Source organism: Nitrospinota bacterium (assembly GCA_016217735.1).
Taxonomy (GTDB): Bacteria; Nitrospinota_A; UBA7883; order JACRGQ01; family JACRGQ01; genus JACRGQ01.
In genome coordinates, this window is record JACRGQ010000073.1 from 1 (window position 1) to 14,047 (window position 14,047).

Consider the following 14,047-nt stretch of genomic DNA (forward strand, 5'->3'; position numbering starts at 1 on the left):
CCGCTATGCGCTTCTTGAAATCGCATGAGTAACACCTCCTGCCCGAACATCGTCTTTCTCATAAAACGCCTCCATGGACGTTTTATATAACCGGACAGGTAATGTGCTCCTACACCGGACGGTTAATGTGCTCGCAACAACACATAAGTTAGTTATTGAACATATGTCCTGATTTGAATATAATGGCGGCAAGCGGAGAGCGCAAGAAACGCCGCCGCCGTTTTGTTCAACATTGGATAAAAGCCGGGATTTGTACGGAAATGCATACTGACGGCATTTCGTCCATTGGAGAAGGAGTCGTGTTATGAAAAAGGGAAACGAGGACCGGAGGGTACAAAAGACCAGGAAACTGCTTCGTGAAGCGCTGACATCGCTTATCCTTGAAAAGGATTACGATTCCATAATCGTGCAGGAGATAATCGACCGGGCCAATGTGGGGCGTTCCACCTTCTACCTGCACTTCGAGGACAAGGACGACCTTCTTTCAAGCGGCTTCGCGGAATTGGGCGAGAACCTTCAAAAAATGCTGGCGGCCCAGCCGGTTGTCCGGCAAAAGCCGGCGGAGAAGGTGCTGGCTTTCAGCCAGTTCATGTTCGAGCATGCCCAAAGCCACCGGAATATCTATTTTGCGCTGGGCCTAAAGAAGCGGGCCTTTATCCGGCAGGCGATACAGGATGTTCTTGAACATGTCATTCGGAGCCAGACCAAAGCCGTTTTGGGAAAGACGGATAGCTTGGAGCTCCCCTTCGACCTCTTTGTCCATTTCCTCGCGTCATCTTTCACCTCCACCATGGTCTGGTGGATAGAGCAAAAGAACCCTCTTTCTCCCGAGGAAATCAACAAGATGTTTAGGGCGATGGTCATGCCCAGTGTCGCCGCCAATCTGCGATAAGCGTCCCAGGCGCCAGCTCTTGGGAGGGGTTTTTTCCTTAGAGATAAGGTATTGCTTGACGCCGCCGTTGCATGGAACGGCTCACTTTTGGGTATGTTAGAATCCGCGGATGCCAAAAAGAAAAAGGCTTATGAAAAAACTCGTAATAATCGGAGCCGGGTTCGGCGGTCTATACACCGCCAAGCAGATGGATCATGAGGATTTTGAAATCACCCTCGTGGACAAAACCAACCACCATCTTTTCCAGCCGCTTCTTTACCAAGTGGCCACGGCGGCGCTCTCCTCCGCGGACATTTGCACCCCGATCCGCAAAATCCTCAGCAAACAGGAAAACACGCTCGTCCTTATGAGCAGGGTCACAAAAATCGACAAGGCAAACCGCGAAATCCACCTGCACAACCACCAACCGATACCCTACGACATCCTTGTGGTGGCCACCGGAGTTCATCATTTCTACTTTGGACACGACGAATGGGAAAAATTCGCGCCGGGTCTTAAAACCCTCAACGATGCCCTCACCATACGGGATAAACTCCTGTTCAACTTCGAGAAGGCCGAATTGTGCGACCGCTATTCCGATGCCCAAAAATATCTTAGTTTCATCATCGTCGGCGGAGGGCCAACCGGCGTTGAACTGGCCGGAGCGGTGGCGGAGATAGCGAACCATACGTTGGTTGAAAATTTCAAAAAAATCGACCCGGCCAGCACCAAGGTGTACTTAATCGAAGCCGCCGCGCGGCTGCTGCCGTCAATGCCGGAAAAATTTAGCGTCAACGCTAAAAAGGATCTTGAACATCTCGGGGTGGAGGTAATAACCGGGCAAGTGGTAACCGAAATCACCCCTCACGGCGTACAGGTGGGCAACCGGTTCATCAAAGCCACAAACACAATATGGGCCGCGGGGACAGAGGCATCCACCCTGTTGAAAACATTGGATATCCCCTTGGATAAGGCCGGCAGGGCAATAGTTGAGCCGGATCTAAGCATACCGGCGCACCCGGAAATATTTGTCATTGGGGATGCGGCCCATTGTAAGGGAAAAGACGGCAATCCGCTCCCCGCTGTGGCTCCCGTGGCCATGCAACAGGCGACATTCGTGGCCCGGCTCATTAAAAAGAATTTGGTGGGTAAATGCGACAAACCGTTTTCCTACACCGACTTGGGAACAATGGCCACCATAGGACGCAGCAAGGCGGTGGCTCAAATAGGCGGTCTGTTTTTTACCGGTTTTTTGGCATGGTGCCTATGGTCCGCGGTACATTTGATGCACATAATCCTTTTCCGCAACCGTATTAAGGTATTGAGCGACTGGATACATGGTTATATTACGGGTCACCGCGGGGCGCGGCTTATCCGCAATCCTTCGGAAGAGGATTTCAGGGAAGAATTGAACCAAATCAAGTAGCTTGTCCTACAGAGGAGGCGAAAATCGCTATGAACAAACAACCGATTTACAGAGCCAAAAAAGAGGCGTGAAAATACTCCTCGTCGCAATGCCGGACGCTTCCAGCAACTTCCACAGGATGATACGCGTACCGAACCTGGGACTCTGTTCCCTTGCCGCCACAGTGCCGGATCACGATGTGCGGGTGCTCGACCTGGTTCTAATCCACCGGGGGATACGCCGCTATCTCCAGAACTATCTTGCCGAGTTCCGTCCCGAGGTGGTCGGCATCAGCAGCATGAGCTTCCAGTACGAAAGCGCCCGCACGGTGATGGCGATCGTCAGGGCGTTCGATCCTTCCATTAAAATCGTGGCGGGGGGATACCACGCCTCGATGGTTCCGCATGAATTGGAGGGCGATCCGTTTGATTTCCTTATCAGGGGAGAGGGAGAGATTGCCTTCCCCCGGCTGATCGAAACGCTTGCTTCAAAACCCGCCCCGGGCACCAACCGCGCCACCCGCGCCACATCGGCCTTTTCCGCCATTCCCGGTTTGTCTTGGCGCGATGGCGAACGGGTGGTGCACAACCCCTCCGGCGAACTGGCCGACGTAGCCACCCTGCCGCCGCCCAACCGCCGCGCCCGGGCGCTCACCGATTTCACCTACCTGACCAAGAAGATGGACGTTATAGAAACCTCGCGCGGCTGCACGCTGAAGTGCAGCTTCTGTTCCATCACCAACATGTACGGCCGCAGCTTCCGCCCCTACCCCATCGACCGGGTGATCGCCGACCTCAAGCGGTTGAAGGAAGACGGCGTGAAGACGGTGCTCATAGTGGACGACAACATCACCCTCGACGTGCCGCGCCTGATGCGGTTGTGCGACGCCATCGCCGATAACGGCCTCAACAGCATGGAGTATATCGTGCAAGCATCGGTGCTCGGCATCTCCAGCAACCCGGAGCTGGCGCCGAAAATGGCGCGGGCGAATTTCTACCTGGTCTTTTTAGGCATCGAGTCGATGCACAAGAAGAACCTCGCCTTCCTGAAGAAGGGGAATATCAAAGAACGGGCGGATCAGGCGATAGCGCTCCTGCGCGCCAACGGCATCGCCATCCTCGGCGGCTTCATTATCGGCAACCCGGACGACACCGCCGAGGACGTAAAGGCGGTATTCGATTACGCCAAGACGCTGAAGGTGGATCTGGCGGCGGTGCAATGCCTCACCCCATACCCCAACACCGAACTGCGGCGCGACCTGCTTGCGATGGGGCTGGTGACCAACGCAAACGACCTGCGCCGCTACAACGGCTTCATCTGCAATGTCAGGACGCGCCACCTCTCCAGCAAGCGGCTCAACCGGCTGATGAACTGGGAGAACATGAAGATGTTTTTCAGCCCCGCATGGTTCAAGGACAACAACTTCGTCAAGCGGCGCGAGAAGGGGGCGCTGAAGGTGATGGTCAACAATCTCGAATATATCCGCGCCTGGTTCACCGGCGGCCAATTCGCCTCGCGCCACAGTTTTGACTGACGTGAAAGGGAGGGAAGGCGGTATGACACGGGTGTTCGGCATGGTGCTCCGCAGGCCGCTGGCGGCGCTGGGGGTGGCGCTGCTGCTGGCCAGCCCCGCCGCGTGGCTCGCCACGCGCCTGAAGATCGATAGCTCCACCGAGATGTTCTTTGCCGAAAACGACCCTGACCGCGCCGCCTACCAGCGCTTCGTGGATCAGTTTGGCAGCGACGAACTGATGTTCGTGATGGTCGACACCGGCGGCAACAACGAGGCGCTCCCCGCCGCCGACGCGCTGGCCAGCGGTCTGGCCGCCATCAAAGGGGTTTCCGGCCTCTTCAACCCGGTCGACAAATACCGCACGATGGTTCCCGCCGCGCCGGACGGCGGGCCGGATTACGCCGCCATCCGGCCAAAGGCGGAAGCGAACCCGTATGAACGGGATGCCCCGCTCCTTTCGTTCGACAAGCACTACCTGATCTTCGTGCTGAAGGTGGCCGGAGCCGCCCCCGGCGAGCGGGGGGAGATATTCACGCTGGCGCAACGGCTGCTGGCGCAAAAGGGGTTTGGCCCGGAGCGGGTAACCATCGCCGGCCAGCCGGTGCTGAACCACTACCTGGGGGAGACGCCGAAAGAGGTCGTCAAGATATTCTTCCCGATCCTGCTTGTTATCACCGCCGGGCTGCTCTACTTTCTCTTCCGCGACTGGAGATTAATATTGGCGCCGCTGCTGCTCATCGTCTTCGTCGAGGTTTTTGTCTTTGGCATGGCCGGCCTCTTCGGCGAGCCGCTCAACATCATAACCGCCATCGTGCCGGTGCTCCTCTTCATCGTCACTCTCGCGGCATCCATCCACATTCTTGAGCAGTTCGCCGCCACTTGGCACGGGGGGGTGGAGGCACAAGACGCCTTGCTGGAAACGTTGCGCGACAAGCTCTGGCCGAGCGCCTTCGCCCTGGCGACCACCGCCACGGGGTTTGGTTCGCTGGCATGGAGCAACATCGCGCCGATAAAACACCTGGGCCTTTATATGGCGTACGGCTGCGGCGTGGCGTTCGCGGCGCTTTTTGGGCTCTTCCCCGCCATCGTGATTTTGCTGGCGAAAAAGCGGCATGAAACCTCCCCGCTCGACCTTTCCCCCTTTTACCACCGGATCATCGGCTTCGCCCGCGCTTGGGCATGGCCGCTGATACTGCTGGCGATCCTGCCGGTGGCCTACACGGCATGGCGGCTGCCGGGAATAGAGTTTCAAACCAATGGACTGCTCTACTTCGACGAAAAAAGCTATATCCGCTCCGCCACCCGGCATTTCGAGGAGATGGGGCTGGGAATGACCAGCCTGGAAATCGTGCTGGAGGGAAAGCCGGGCGACTTCGCCGACCCGCAACGGCTGGCGCAGCTTGACGCCCTGACCCGCGAACTGCGCGCCATCCCGGGGGTGCAAAGCGCCTATTCCCCTTCGTCGCTGCTGCGCGAGATCCACGGAATTTTTTCGGGCGACTACGCCCTTCCCCCCGGCTACATCATCGACCAGATATTTCAAACGGCCGCGGCCGCTTACCCCGGCACGCTCAACGCCTATACCGACCGCATGCACTCCCGCGCCAGAATCAGCGTGGGGATGAAAACGATAGGGCTGGCCGAGTACCGCGCGATACGGGCGCAAGCCGGCGCCGCGCTGGCGAAAAGCCCGCTCCCCGGCGCGGCCAAGGCGGCCATCACCGGCCAGTTCCCGCTGATACTGAACGTGCAGCGCGACCTGATGGACACGCTCACCTCCAGCTTTCTTTCCAGCTTCCTCACCATCCTTGCCTGCTTTGTGCTGCTGCTGCGGAGCATTAAACTGGCGCTGCTGGCGATGATACCGAACGTGATACCGGTCTTTATCATCGTCTCGTTCATGTTTTTAACCGGCACCAAGTTCGACATCGGCAACATCATGATCGCCAGCGTGGTGCTGGGAATCGCGGTGGACGACACGGCCCACTTCCTGTACCAGATAAAAACGCACCGCCACAAGGAGGATTTGACGGAAATACTCTGGGAGGCGTTCGACGGCACGGGGGCCGCCATCTTCTACACCTCGGTCATACTCACGGCGGGGTTCGCCGTGTTCGCCTTTTCAGGCTTCCTCCCCACCCGGCACTTCGGCATCCTGGCGGCGCTGGCCATCGCTTTCGCCCTGCTGTGCGACCTGTTAATATTGCCTGCCGTGATGTTCGTAACGGAATTCCGCCCGGAATCGAAAGGAAAACGGCCATGAACATGTATACACCGCTCCGCCCGCTCCTGTACGCCGCATTCGTCGCGGCGGCCCCAATCGCGGCCGCCGCCGGCGAATACACCCTCACCCCGGCCGACGGCGCCATTGGCTTTGAACTCGGCTCCACCCTGCATATGGTGCATGGCAACGCAAAACAGTTCACCGTAACGGTGAACATCCCGGACGCCGGAATGCCGGGGGAGGCGGCGGCGCTGGTAACGATTCCAGCCAAAGGTCTCGACACGGATAACGGCCGCCGCGACGAAAAAATGCGCAACGAATGCCTGGAAGCGGAGAAGTATCCCAACATCACCTTCGAGACAACCGGCATGGAAAACCTGCCTCCGTTGCCGTTCAACGGGGAAAGCTTTTCCGCCCTCGTCAAGGGAAAGTTGACCATCCACGGCGTAACGCGTGAAACCGCCATACCGGTGACGGTGAAACGGACGGATAAAGGGGCGCTGATCGCCGGGTCGGTTCCGGTGGCGTTCATAAAGGATTACAACATCGTTGATCCGTCGATATTTGTGTTCCGCGTGGAGAAGGAGGCGAAAGTGATATTCAGCCTCGCGCTCCCCGCGCCGCTTTTCAAGGCGGCCCACGCGGCGGCAAAGCAATAGGGGAACAACCGTGAAACTGAGCGTCGCCTGCAACTTCGACCCCGCATTGATAGGTGCGCTCAAGGGATTCCCGGTCTACGAGCTTTACGGCAAAACCACCGCCGATATCATCGGCGGGGGGCGGGCCTCCTTCACCCTTCCGGCCACCGGCAAGCGCCAGTTGGAAAAGTATGTGAAGAAAGTGCACGGTGCTGGAATGGGCTTCAACTACCTCATCAACGCCTCCTGCCTGGAAAACATGGAGTCGACGCGCGGCGGCCAACGGGCCATTCGTGAACTGCTCGACTGGCTGGCGGTTATCGGCGTCGATGCGGTAACGCTGAATCACCCGCTACTGCTGAAGATGGTGAAAAAGGGCTACCCGTTTCAGACCCGCATCGGCGTATTCGCCGCGGTGAACAGCGTGCGGCGGGTGAAATTTTGGGAAAGCGAGGGGGCCGATTGCATCTGCCTGGAGGACATCGCCGTAAACCGCGACTTCGCGCTGCTCGCCGAAATGCGCCGCGCCGCCGGCTGCGACTTGCAACTGCTGGTGAACAACCACTGCTTCTACTCCTGCGCCATGTCCGGCACCCACATGAACATGCTGTCACACGCATCGCAGTCCAGGCACAAGAGCAAGGGGTTTTACATCGACTACTGCATGGTGCGCTGCACCGGCGATAAGCTGGCCGACCCGGTGAACTTCATCCGCGCCAGTTGGATACGGCCGGAGGACCTGGAACACTACCGGGCATTGGGTTACGAAAACTTCAAGATCGTGGAACGGATGTCCCCCACCTGGCTGCTGGCGCTGCGGGTGAAGGCATACACGGAGGGCGCATACGGCGGCAACCTGCTGGATCTGGTGCAACCGTACGGCCACAAGGACGCCGGTATTGGAAATGCAACTAAAGCGGCGCGCTTTTTGCGCTATCTCTTGCGGCCCTTTGCGGTGAATCCGCTGAAGATGAACAAGCTGCGGAAGATCGGCGCAAAGCAGGGAATGCTGTCATCGCTCGAAGGAACGCCGCCGGTGCTGATAGAAAACGCGAAGCTGGGGGGATTCCTTGAGCGTTTCAAGAAGCAGCGTTGCGCCGACATCGACTGCGGCTCCTGCCGCTACTGCCACGCCGTGGCGGAAGAACACGTGAAAGTGGATCCCGCGTTCCGGCGGGAAACGCTGGGGCTGTACGCCGATTTGACGGAGGAACTGGAAACCGGAAGGTTCTGGAAATAGATGAACATCCTCTTTATCAGCGCCAACAGGGCGCGTACGCCGCTGCCGGTGATGCCGGCGGGGGCATGTCTCGCCGCCGAGGCGGCCGCGGCGGCCGGACATCATGTGACGATGCTTGATCTGATGTTCGGGGAAAATCCGGATCGGGCGCTTGACAATGCCATCGCCCAATCATCTCCGGGGGCCGTCTGCATATCCCTGCGCAACATCGACAACAACGCGATGGCCGCCCCCGTCTCGTACATCGATTTTCTTCCCGGCATGGTGCAAACGATACGGAAACTTTCCCCCGCGCCGGTCATCATCGGCGGAGCGGCTGTGGGAGTGATGCCGGAAGAGCTGTTGCGCCGCGGCGGGGCCGATTTCGCCATTACCGGCGATGCGGGGGACGGTTTCACCGGCTTGCTGGGGTTGATAGAGAGCGGCGGAGACGGCGCGAAAACGCCGTCGGTGCTGCCCGGTTCCACCGGCCCGTGCAACGGCACGGCGGTCATCCCCGATTTCGGCCGGTGGGTAAACGTTTCCCGCTACCGCGCCGCGATGGCGAGCGTGCCGGTGCGGACCAAAAGCGGCTGCGGCTTCGGCTGCGCCTATTGCACCTACGGGGCGATCAACGGAAAAAAGGTGAACATACGCGGCCCCGAAGAAGTTGCCCGCGCCATTGAAAAGTGCATCGCGCGGGGATTCCGCGATTTCGAGTTCGTCGACGATGTTTTTAACTTCCCCAAGGAACACGCCATCGCCGTCTGCCGCGCCATCGCGCCCCTTCGGCGGCGGGCGCGGTTTCAGTGCCTGGAGCTGAACCCGCTTTTCCTGGACGGCGAACTGCTGATGGAGATGGAGCGGGCGGGGTTCAACGCCATCGGCGTGACGGTGGAGAGTGCGTCGGACGCGGTTCTGCGCGGCTTGAATAAGGGATACGGCGCAAAGGAGGTTCGTGAAGCGGCGCGCGTGGTGGCGCGGCACGGCATGCGCTGCATGTGGCTCTTCATGCTGGGGGGGCCGGGGGAAACGGAAGAAACCGCGCGGCAGACCCTTGCCTTCGCGGAAGATGCGGTCCGGCCCGGTGATCTGGCGTACGTCACCTGCGGCATCCGCCTTTATCCCGGCACGCCGCTGGAGAAAACGGCGCGCGCCGAAGGGCTGCTGACCGCCACGCCGGAAGAAATGCTGGAGCCGGTTTTTTACCGCTCACCCGCCGTCCCGCTTCCGGCCATGCTGGCGATGGTTGAGGATGCGGCGCGGCGCAATCCGCATTTCCATATCGCGGGGGAACGGCTCCCCCGATTCGCGCCTCAACTGTTGAAGATAGGCGGCATGCTTGGCTTGCGGCCGCCGCTGTGGCGGTATTCCCCCATGATGAAGCGGGGACTCAGCGCCTTGGGCCTGCGCCCCTGAAAAGGAATACAATATGAATGGCACTATGGAAATACGAATTGGCGGCATCGGCACGGCCCTTCCCCCTTTGTCGCTGACGCAAGCGGAGGTGAAAGAGTTCCTTGCCGTCCGCTACGGCCACTCGTTGACCGCCAAGGGGCGCGCAATACTGGACAAGGTGATGGAGCACCCCAGCGTGCGGCGGCGGCACTTCGGCTTCGATGACACCGCCACGCTGCTGAGCGAAGATCACGACGCGCGGATGGCCCGCTTCGAGCGGTGGAGCGTGGAACTTTCCGTGCGGGCGGCACAAAAGGCGATGGCCTCCGCCGGCATCTCCCCCGCTGAACTGACCGGCGTGGTGGTGAACACCTGCACCGGCTACCTCTGCCCCGGCATCGCCACCTACCTGATCGAGCGGCTCGGCCTTCCGCGCACCATCCGCGCCTACGACCTGGCCGGCAGCGGCTGCGGCGGAGCTGTGCCAAATATCGAAGTGGCCTCCGGCATCCTCCGTGCCGTTGGAAGCGGGGCGGTGCTCAGCGTTTCGGTGGAGGTCTGCTCCGCCGCGTTCCAGATGGGTGACGACCCCAGCCTCATCGTCTCCAACGCGCTGTTCGGCGATGGCGCGGCGGCGGCGGTGCTCTGGACCCGCCGGAGCGGATCGCTGGTTGGCGGCAGCGCATCGGCCTATGTTCCGGAAGAGCGGGAGGCGGTTCGCTTTGTCTATCGCAACGGCGGCCTCAACAACCGGATATCACCGCGCCTGCCGTCGCTGGTGGCCAAGGCGTCTGAAGAACTGGTGGCGCGGCTGCTGCGCCAGGAAGGGCTTTCCGCCGGCGATATCCGCCATTGGGCGGTTCATCCCGGCGGTGAAAAGATCATCGGCGCGGTGCGCGACGCGCTAAAGGTGGACGAAAGCGCGATGGCGGCGAGCCGCGCGGTGCTGGCTGACGTGGGAAACCTCTCCTCCGCCACGATTTGGTTCATACTGGAAACGGTGTTGCCGCGAGCCGCCCCCGGTGAACGATGCCTCTGTCTGGTCTACGGAGCGGGAATGAGCGTCCACGCCTGCCTGCTGACCGCCTGACACGCGATGTAGGATGAACCATAACATGAAATTGGCGTATATGAAAAATCAATAACATGGTGGGATTATTTAAACATTCCCGCCGTGGCGGTGCCGGACAGCTTCTTCACCGCTCCCACCGATTATGAAATTCACCGTGTGTTGCGGGCCATCGATCTCAACACCTTTTTCGGTGAATCCGAGAAGAAGCGCGCTTGGTGAATACTTGTCGTCGGGGTATTCTTCGATGATCTCCGCCATAGCCCCGGCGAAGCGAATCTCTTGCTCGCTGATATTGCGCTCGACCGCCCGGAGAAACGCATGTCGGCTGAACTCGAACTGTCCCGCCTGAATTTGCCAGCGTATTTGGCCAATATCCTTCATACGTCCCCATCATCCGTTTCGCGGCCCATGCGGCACTGAAGACGACCTACCGCAAGAAGCCCGATCAGGATTTTTTCTGGAAGACCATTTTCCAGTCGGTGCCGTTGATCTGGGAGATTTCCAGAACTTTGTGGCCTTCGGCTTCCACGCTGCGCGGCACGTTCAGCGTGGCCGGCTTGTGGTCGGTTATCACTTCCAGGATTTGGCCGGGGGCCAAATCCTCAAGCGCCAACTTCGAGTGGACGAAGGTATAGGGGCAAACTTCCCCTTTGATGTCGAGGGTGGCGTCGGCTTTCATCTTCTTTTCCTTTTCAAATGCAGAGCACTTTTTCGGCGCTGAAAATCTCGTCGACCAGCGCGGAATAATCTATCGTTCGCGCCCCCTGTATGCCGCGCGCCTTCACGTCTTCGGCAAGGCACAGCCCTTTTTGCCGCAGCGCGGCGTCGTAAACCGCGTTTTGCATCAGGACGATCTTTTGGTCCGCGCGCGCCAGATCGACGTATTTCAGCGCTTCGCTTTCCACGTCGCGGATAATCAGCAACCGCATTAAACTAAAATTCCCCGTGCGCGATAACGCACTCTTCGCAGCTATCGGGGAAGATTATGACCAGCGTCCCTTTGTCGATGCGCGCCGCCAGCTTCATCGCCGCCGCCAGCGCCGCGCCGGAGGAGGTGCCGACCAGCAGCCCTTCTTCCTCTTCGATGCGGCTCACCATATGGTACGCCTCGTCGGTGGTGATGGAAATCTTTTCATCATAAACCGAGATGTCGTAGATGCCCGGCACGATTGAGCTGTCCATGTGCTTCAACCCTTCGATGCCGTGCAGCGTTTCCGCCGGTTCGACGGCATACGCTTTCACCGCCGGCTTGAGCGCCTTAAGCCCGCGGGTGGTCCCCATCAGCGTGCCCGATGTGCCGATGCCCGCCAGAAAATGCGTCACCCGTCCCTGGGTCTGCTCGTATATTTCGCGGGCGGTGGTGTCGCGGTGCGCCATCCAGTTTGAGGGATTGTTGTACTGGTCGGGCATAAAGTACTTGTCCCGGTTTTCCTCATACAGCTTCCGGCAGAGCTTGATCGCGCCGTCGGATTGCTCCATCGGGTCGGAAAGGATCAAGTTCGCCTTGAACTGCCTCGCCATGATTCCCTTGCGCGCCTTGCAGACGTTGCCGGGGAGGACGAGGTTCACCTTGAAGCCGAGGATCCGCCCGATAAGGGCGTACGCCACGCCGGTGTTGCCGCTGGTGGAATCGATCAGCTCCATGCCGCGCTTGAAGGCGCCGCTGGCCAAGCCGTCGCGCACCATCCGCAGCGCCGGGCGGGCTTTCACGCTGCCGGCCGGATTGGTCCACTCCGCCTTGGCGTATATTTCGATATCCTTGTTGCCGAAATCCTTGACGATGTTCTGGATTTTGAGCAACGGGGTATTGCCGATACGGTCGAGCACCGCCTCTTCGTATGCGGTGATAACCGGCACCCGCAGGTACGGGGGCAGTTGGGTCGCTTTCATCGCGTCACTTCCTTCTCAATGTATAAATGCATCGGCATCGTTGATCAGCGCGCCGGCCTCCGGCGCTTGGATAATCTTCATTTTCGCGGCCACCTCCGGGAGGTAGCCGAAACCGCCGCCGTCTTCAACGTGGAAACGCGCCCCCAGCCGGGCCAGCATCGCCACGTGCTTGTTCACCGGATGCATGTGCGCGGCCGCCTCATCCAGCTTTTCCAGCGCGCGCCGCCCGTTCCCCATAAAAAGCAGATGCACTTCGTTCCCGTCGTTCAGCATAAGGCCGAGGCTCATCCGCAGTTTTTCGCCGGCGTGATTCGTGCCAAGCGGCAAACCGGTAAAGAGCACGGCAATCTTTTTCATGCAAACGCCAGATAGCGGGTTGCATCGTTGACGATGTTCGCGTGGTCGAACTGGCTGCCGTAGTTGAACTTTTCATTGCGGTGGGCCTTCAGCTCGCCGGCGTTGTGCGCGCAAACGGTGACGGCCGCCCCTTTGTTCGCCAGCGCGTAGAGTCCCGGCACGGAGGCGTTGAGCACGCCCCGGTGCATCAAAAAGATGTCGACGCCGATTCCCTTTTCGAGGGCCGCGCCGGCCAAGCCGATCACGTTGTGGATGTCCTGGCTGTCCGGCCCGGTCATCACGAGAAAGGCGAGTTTTTTATCCTTCGTGTCCAATCGGCACTCCGCAAAACTGTTCGTAGTCGATCAGCGTGGTGATCGTCTTGTGTTCGCCGCACAGCGGGCACTTCGGGTCTTTGCGCACCCGCAGCTTCCGCGTTTCAGCCTTCAATGCGTCGTAGAGCAGCAGCTTGCCGATCATCGATTCGCCGATGCCGAGTATCTGTTTGATGACTTCGACCGCCTGCAGGTTACCGACAACGCCGGGCAAAACGCCAAGCACGCCGGCCTCCTGGCAGCTCGGCACCATGCCGGGCGGCGGAGGCTCCGGGTACATGCAGCGGTAGCAGGGCCCTTCGGGTGATTTGAAAACGGTCACCTGTCCCTCAAACCGGAAAATGGATCCATGCACGTTCGTTTTGCCGAGCAACACGCACGCGTCGTTCACCAGATAGCGGGTCGGAAAGTTGTCGCACCCGTCGGCGATGATGTCCCAGTCCTTGAAAATATCAAGCACGTTGGTGCTGTCGAGCCGCGTGTTGTAGATGGTCACTTTCACATCGGGGTTCAGCCCGTTGATTTTGTCCTTTGCCGAATCGACTTTAAGCCGGCCGATGTCCGCGGTGCCATGAATGATCTGCCGCTGGAGGTTTGAGTTGTCAACCACGTCAAAATCGATAATGCCGAGGTTGCCGATGCCGGCGGCGGCCAAGTAAAGGGCAAGAGGTGAACCAAGTCCCCCGGCGCCAAGGAGAAGAACCTTGGCGTTCAGCAGTTTTTCCTGCCCCTTCCCCCCAACTTCCGGGAGAATGATATGCCTGGCATATCGCTTAACCTGTTCCGGTGTGAACTTCATACTGCTGTTGGCTCCGCCTGTTTATATGTTTTTTTATGATGAATTTTTGTATGGTCAATACCCGCCCGCTATTGCCGGAATGATGGAAATAGTGTCTCCATCCTTAACTGACGAGCTATCGGAGTCGAGAAACCTGATATCTTCTTCATTTATATAAATATTAATGAATCGGCGAAGCTCTCCATCCTCGTTATAAAGTTTCTCTTTGAAACCTGGATAATTACTTTCCATTTGGTCAATTACATCTTTAACCGTTGCCCCGCTTGCAGATACATCACCTTTCCCACCGGTAAGCTTTTGCAACGGTGTTGGTATTCTCACATTAACAGCCATCACTCCTCCTATAT

At 59.0% G+C, this 14,047-nt stretch carries 16 protein-coding genes; 8 read left to right on the forward strand and 8 right to left on the reverse strand.

Annotated features, from left to right (window positions below; all coding sequences use genetic code 11):
- The first annotated feature begins 304 nt into the window (after window positions 1-304).
- From HZA03_12100 to HZA03_12135, 8 genes are all read left to right on the forward strand, one after another.
- The gene (locus tag HZA03_12100) at window positions 305-892 is read left to right on the forward strand and encodes a TetR/AcrR family transcriptional regulator (GenBank protein MBI5638697.1); all 588 of its coding nucleotides are present in this window, start codon (window positions 305-307) and stop codon (window positions 890-892) included.
- A gap of 130 nt (window positions 893-1,022) precedes the next feature.
- Window positions 1,023-2,297: an NAD(P)/FAD-dependent oxidoreductase gene (locus tag HZA03_12105; protein ID MBI5638698.1), complete on the forward strand. Its 1,275-nt coding sequence runs from the start codon at window positions 1,023-1,025 to the stop codon at window positions 2,295-2,297.
- Between the two features lie 67 nt (window positions 2,298-2,364).
- Window positions 2,365-3,810: a B12-binding domain-containing radical SAM protein gene (locus HZA03_12110; protein ID MBI5638699.1), complete on the forward strand. Its 1,446-nt coding sequence runs from the start codon at window positions 2,365-2,367 to the stop codon at window positions 3,808-3,810.
- A 22-nt stretch (window positions 3,811-3,832) separates the two neighbouring features.
- On the forward strand, window positions 3,833-6,052 hold the full coding sequence (locus HZA03_12115; GenBank protein MBI5638700.1) for an MMPL family transporter: 2,220 nt from the start codon (window positions 3,833-3,835) through the stop codon (window positions 6,050-6,052).
- Window positions 6,049-6,672 (forward strand): YceI family protein, encoded by a 624-nt coding sequence (locus tag HZA03_12120; GenBank protein ID MBI5638701.1) that lies wholly within the window; start codon window positions 6,049-6,051, stop codon window positions 6,670-6,672. The genes HZA03_12115 and HZA03_12120 overlap by 4 nt, the downstream gene beginning before the upstream one ends.
- Before the next feature lie 10 nt (window positions 6,673-6,682).
- Complete coding sequence (locus tag HZA03_12125) at window positions 6,683-7,891, forward strand: U32 family peptidase (GenBank protein MBI5638702.1); 1,209 nt, start codon at window positions 6,683-6,685, stop codon at window positions 7,889-7,891.
- Complete coding sequence (locus tag HZA03_12130) at window positions 7,892-9,289, forward strand: radical SAM protein (protein MBI5638703.1); 1,398 nt, start codon at window positions 7,892-7,894, stop codon at window positions 9,287-9,289.
- A gap of 13 nt (window positions 9,290-9,302) precedes the next feature.
- Entirely contained in the window at window positions 9,303-10,358 is a 1,056-nt protein-coding gene (locus HZA03_12135) for a type III polyketide synthase (protein ID MBI5638704.1), read from the forward strand.
- A 69-nt stretch (window positions 10,359-10,427) separates the two neighbouring features.
- Here the strand turns inward: HZA03_12135 and HZA03_12140 are convergent, their stop codons facing one another.
- The 8 genes from HZA03_12140 to HZA03_12175 all read right to left on the reverse strand — a co-directional run bounded on the left by HZA03_12140 (window position 10,428) and on the right by HZA03_12175 (window position 14,033).
- Window positions 10,428-10,721 (reverse strand): DUF4258 domain-containing protein, encoded by a 294-nt coding sequence (locus HZA03_12140; GenBank protein MBI5638705.1) that lies wholly within the window; start codon window positions 10,719-10,721, stop codon window positions 10,428-10,430.
- Window positions 10,722-10,785: 64 nt separating this feature from the next.
- Window positions 10,786-11,019, reverse strand: a complete 234-nt coding sequence (locus HZA03_12145) for a sulfurtransferase TusA family protein (GenBank protein ID MBI5638706.1) — start codon at window positions 11,017-11,019, stop codon at window positions 10,786-10,788.
- A 13-nt stretch (window positions 11,020-11,032) separates the two neighbouring features.
- Complete coding sequence (locus HZA03_12150; GenBank protein MBI5638707.1) at window positions 11,033-11,269, reverse strand: hypothetical protein; 237 nt, start codon at window positions 11,267-11,269, stop codon at window positions 11,033-11,035.
- Window positions 11,270-11,273: 4 nt separating this feature from the next.
- On the reverse strand, window positions 11,274-12,230 hold the full coding sequence (locus HZA03_12155) for a cysteine synthase family protein (GenBank protein ID MBI5638708.1): 957 nt from the start codon (window positions 12,228-12,230) through the stop codon (window positions 11,274-11,276).
- 15 nt (window positions 12,231-12,245) lie between these two features.
- A complete protein-coding gene (locus tag HZA03_12160; protein MBI5638709.1) occupies window positions 12,246-12,587 on the reverse strand; it encodes a DsrE family protein in 342 nt (113 codons plus the stop codon).
- Entirely contained in the window at window positions 12,584-12,901 is a 318-nt protein-coding gene (locus tag HZA03_12165) for a hypothetical protein (protein MBI5638710.1), read from the reverse strand. The genes HZA03_12160 and HZA03_12165 overlap by 4 nt, the downstream gene beginning before the upstream one ends.
- A complete protein-coding gene (gene moeB, locus HZA03_12170; GenBank protein MBI5638711.1) occupies window positions 12,885-13,700 on the reverse strand; it encodes a molybdopterin-synthase adenylyltransferase MoeB in 816 nt (271 codons plus the stop codon). The genes HZA03_12165 and moeB overlap by 17 nt, the downstream gene beginning before the upstream one ends.
- Before the next feature lie 54 nt (window positions 13,701-13,754).
- On the reverse strand, window positions 13,755-14,033 hold the full coding sequence (locus tag HZA03_12175; protein MBI5638712.1) for a MoaD/ThiS family protein: 279 nt from the start codon (window positions 14,031-14,033) through the stop codon (window positions 13,755-13,757).
- Window positions 14,034-14,047: the final 14 nt, after the last annotated feature.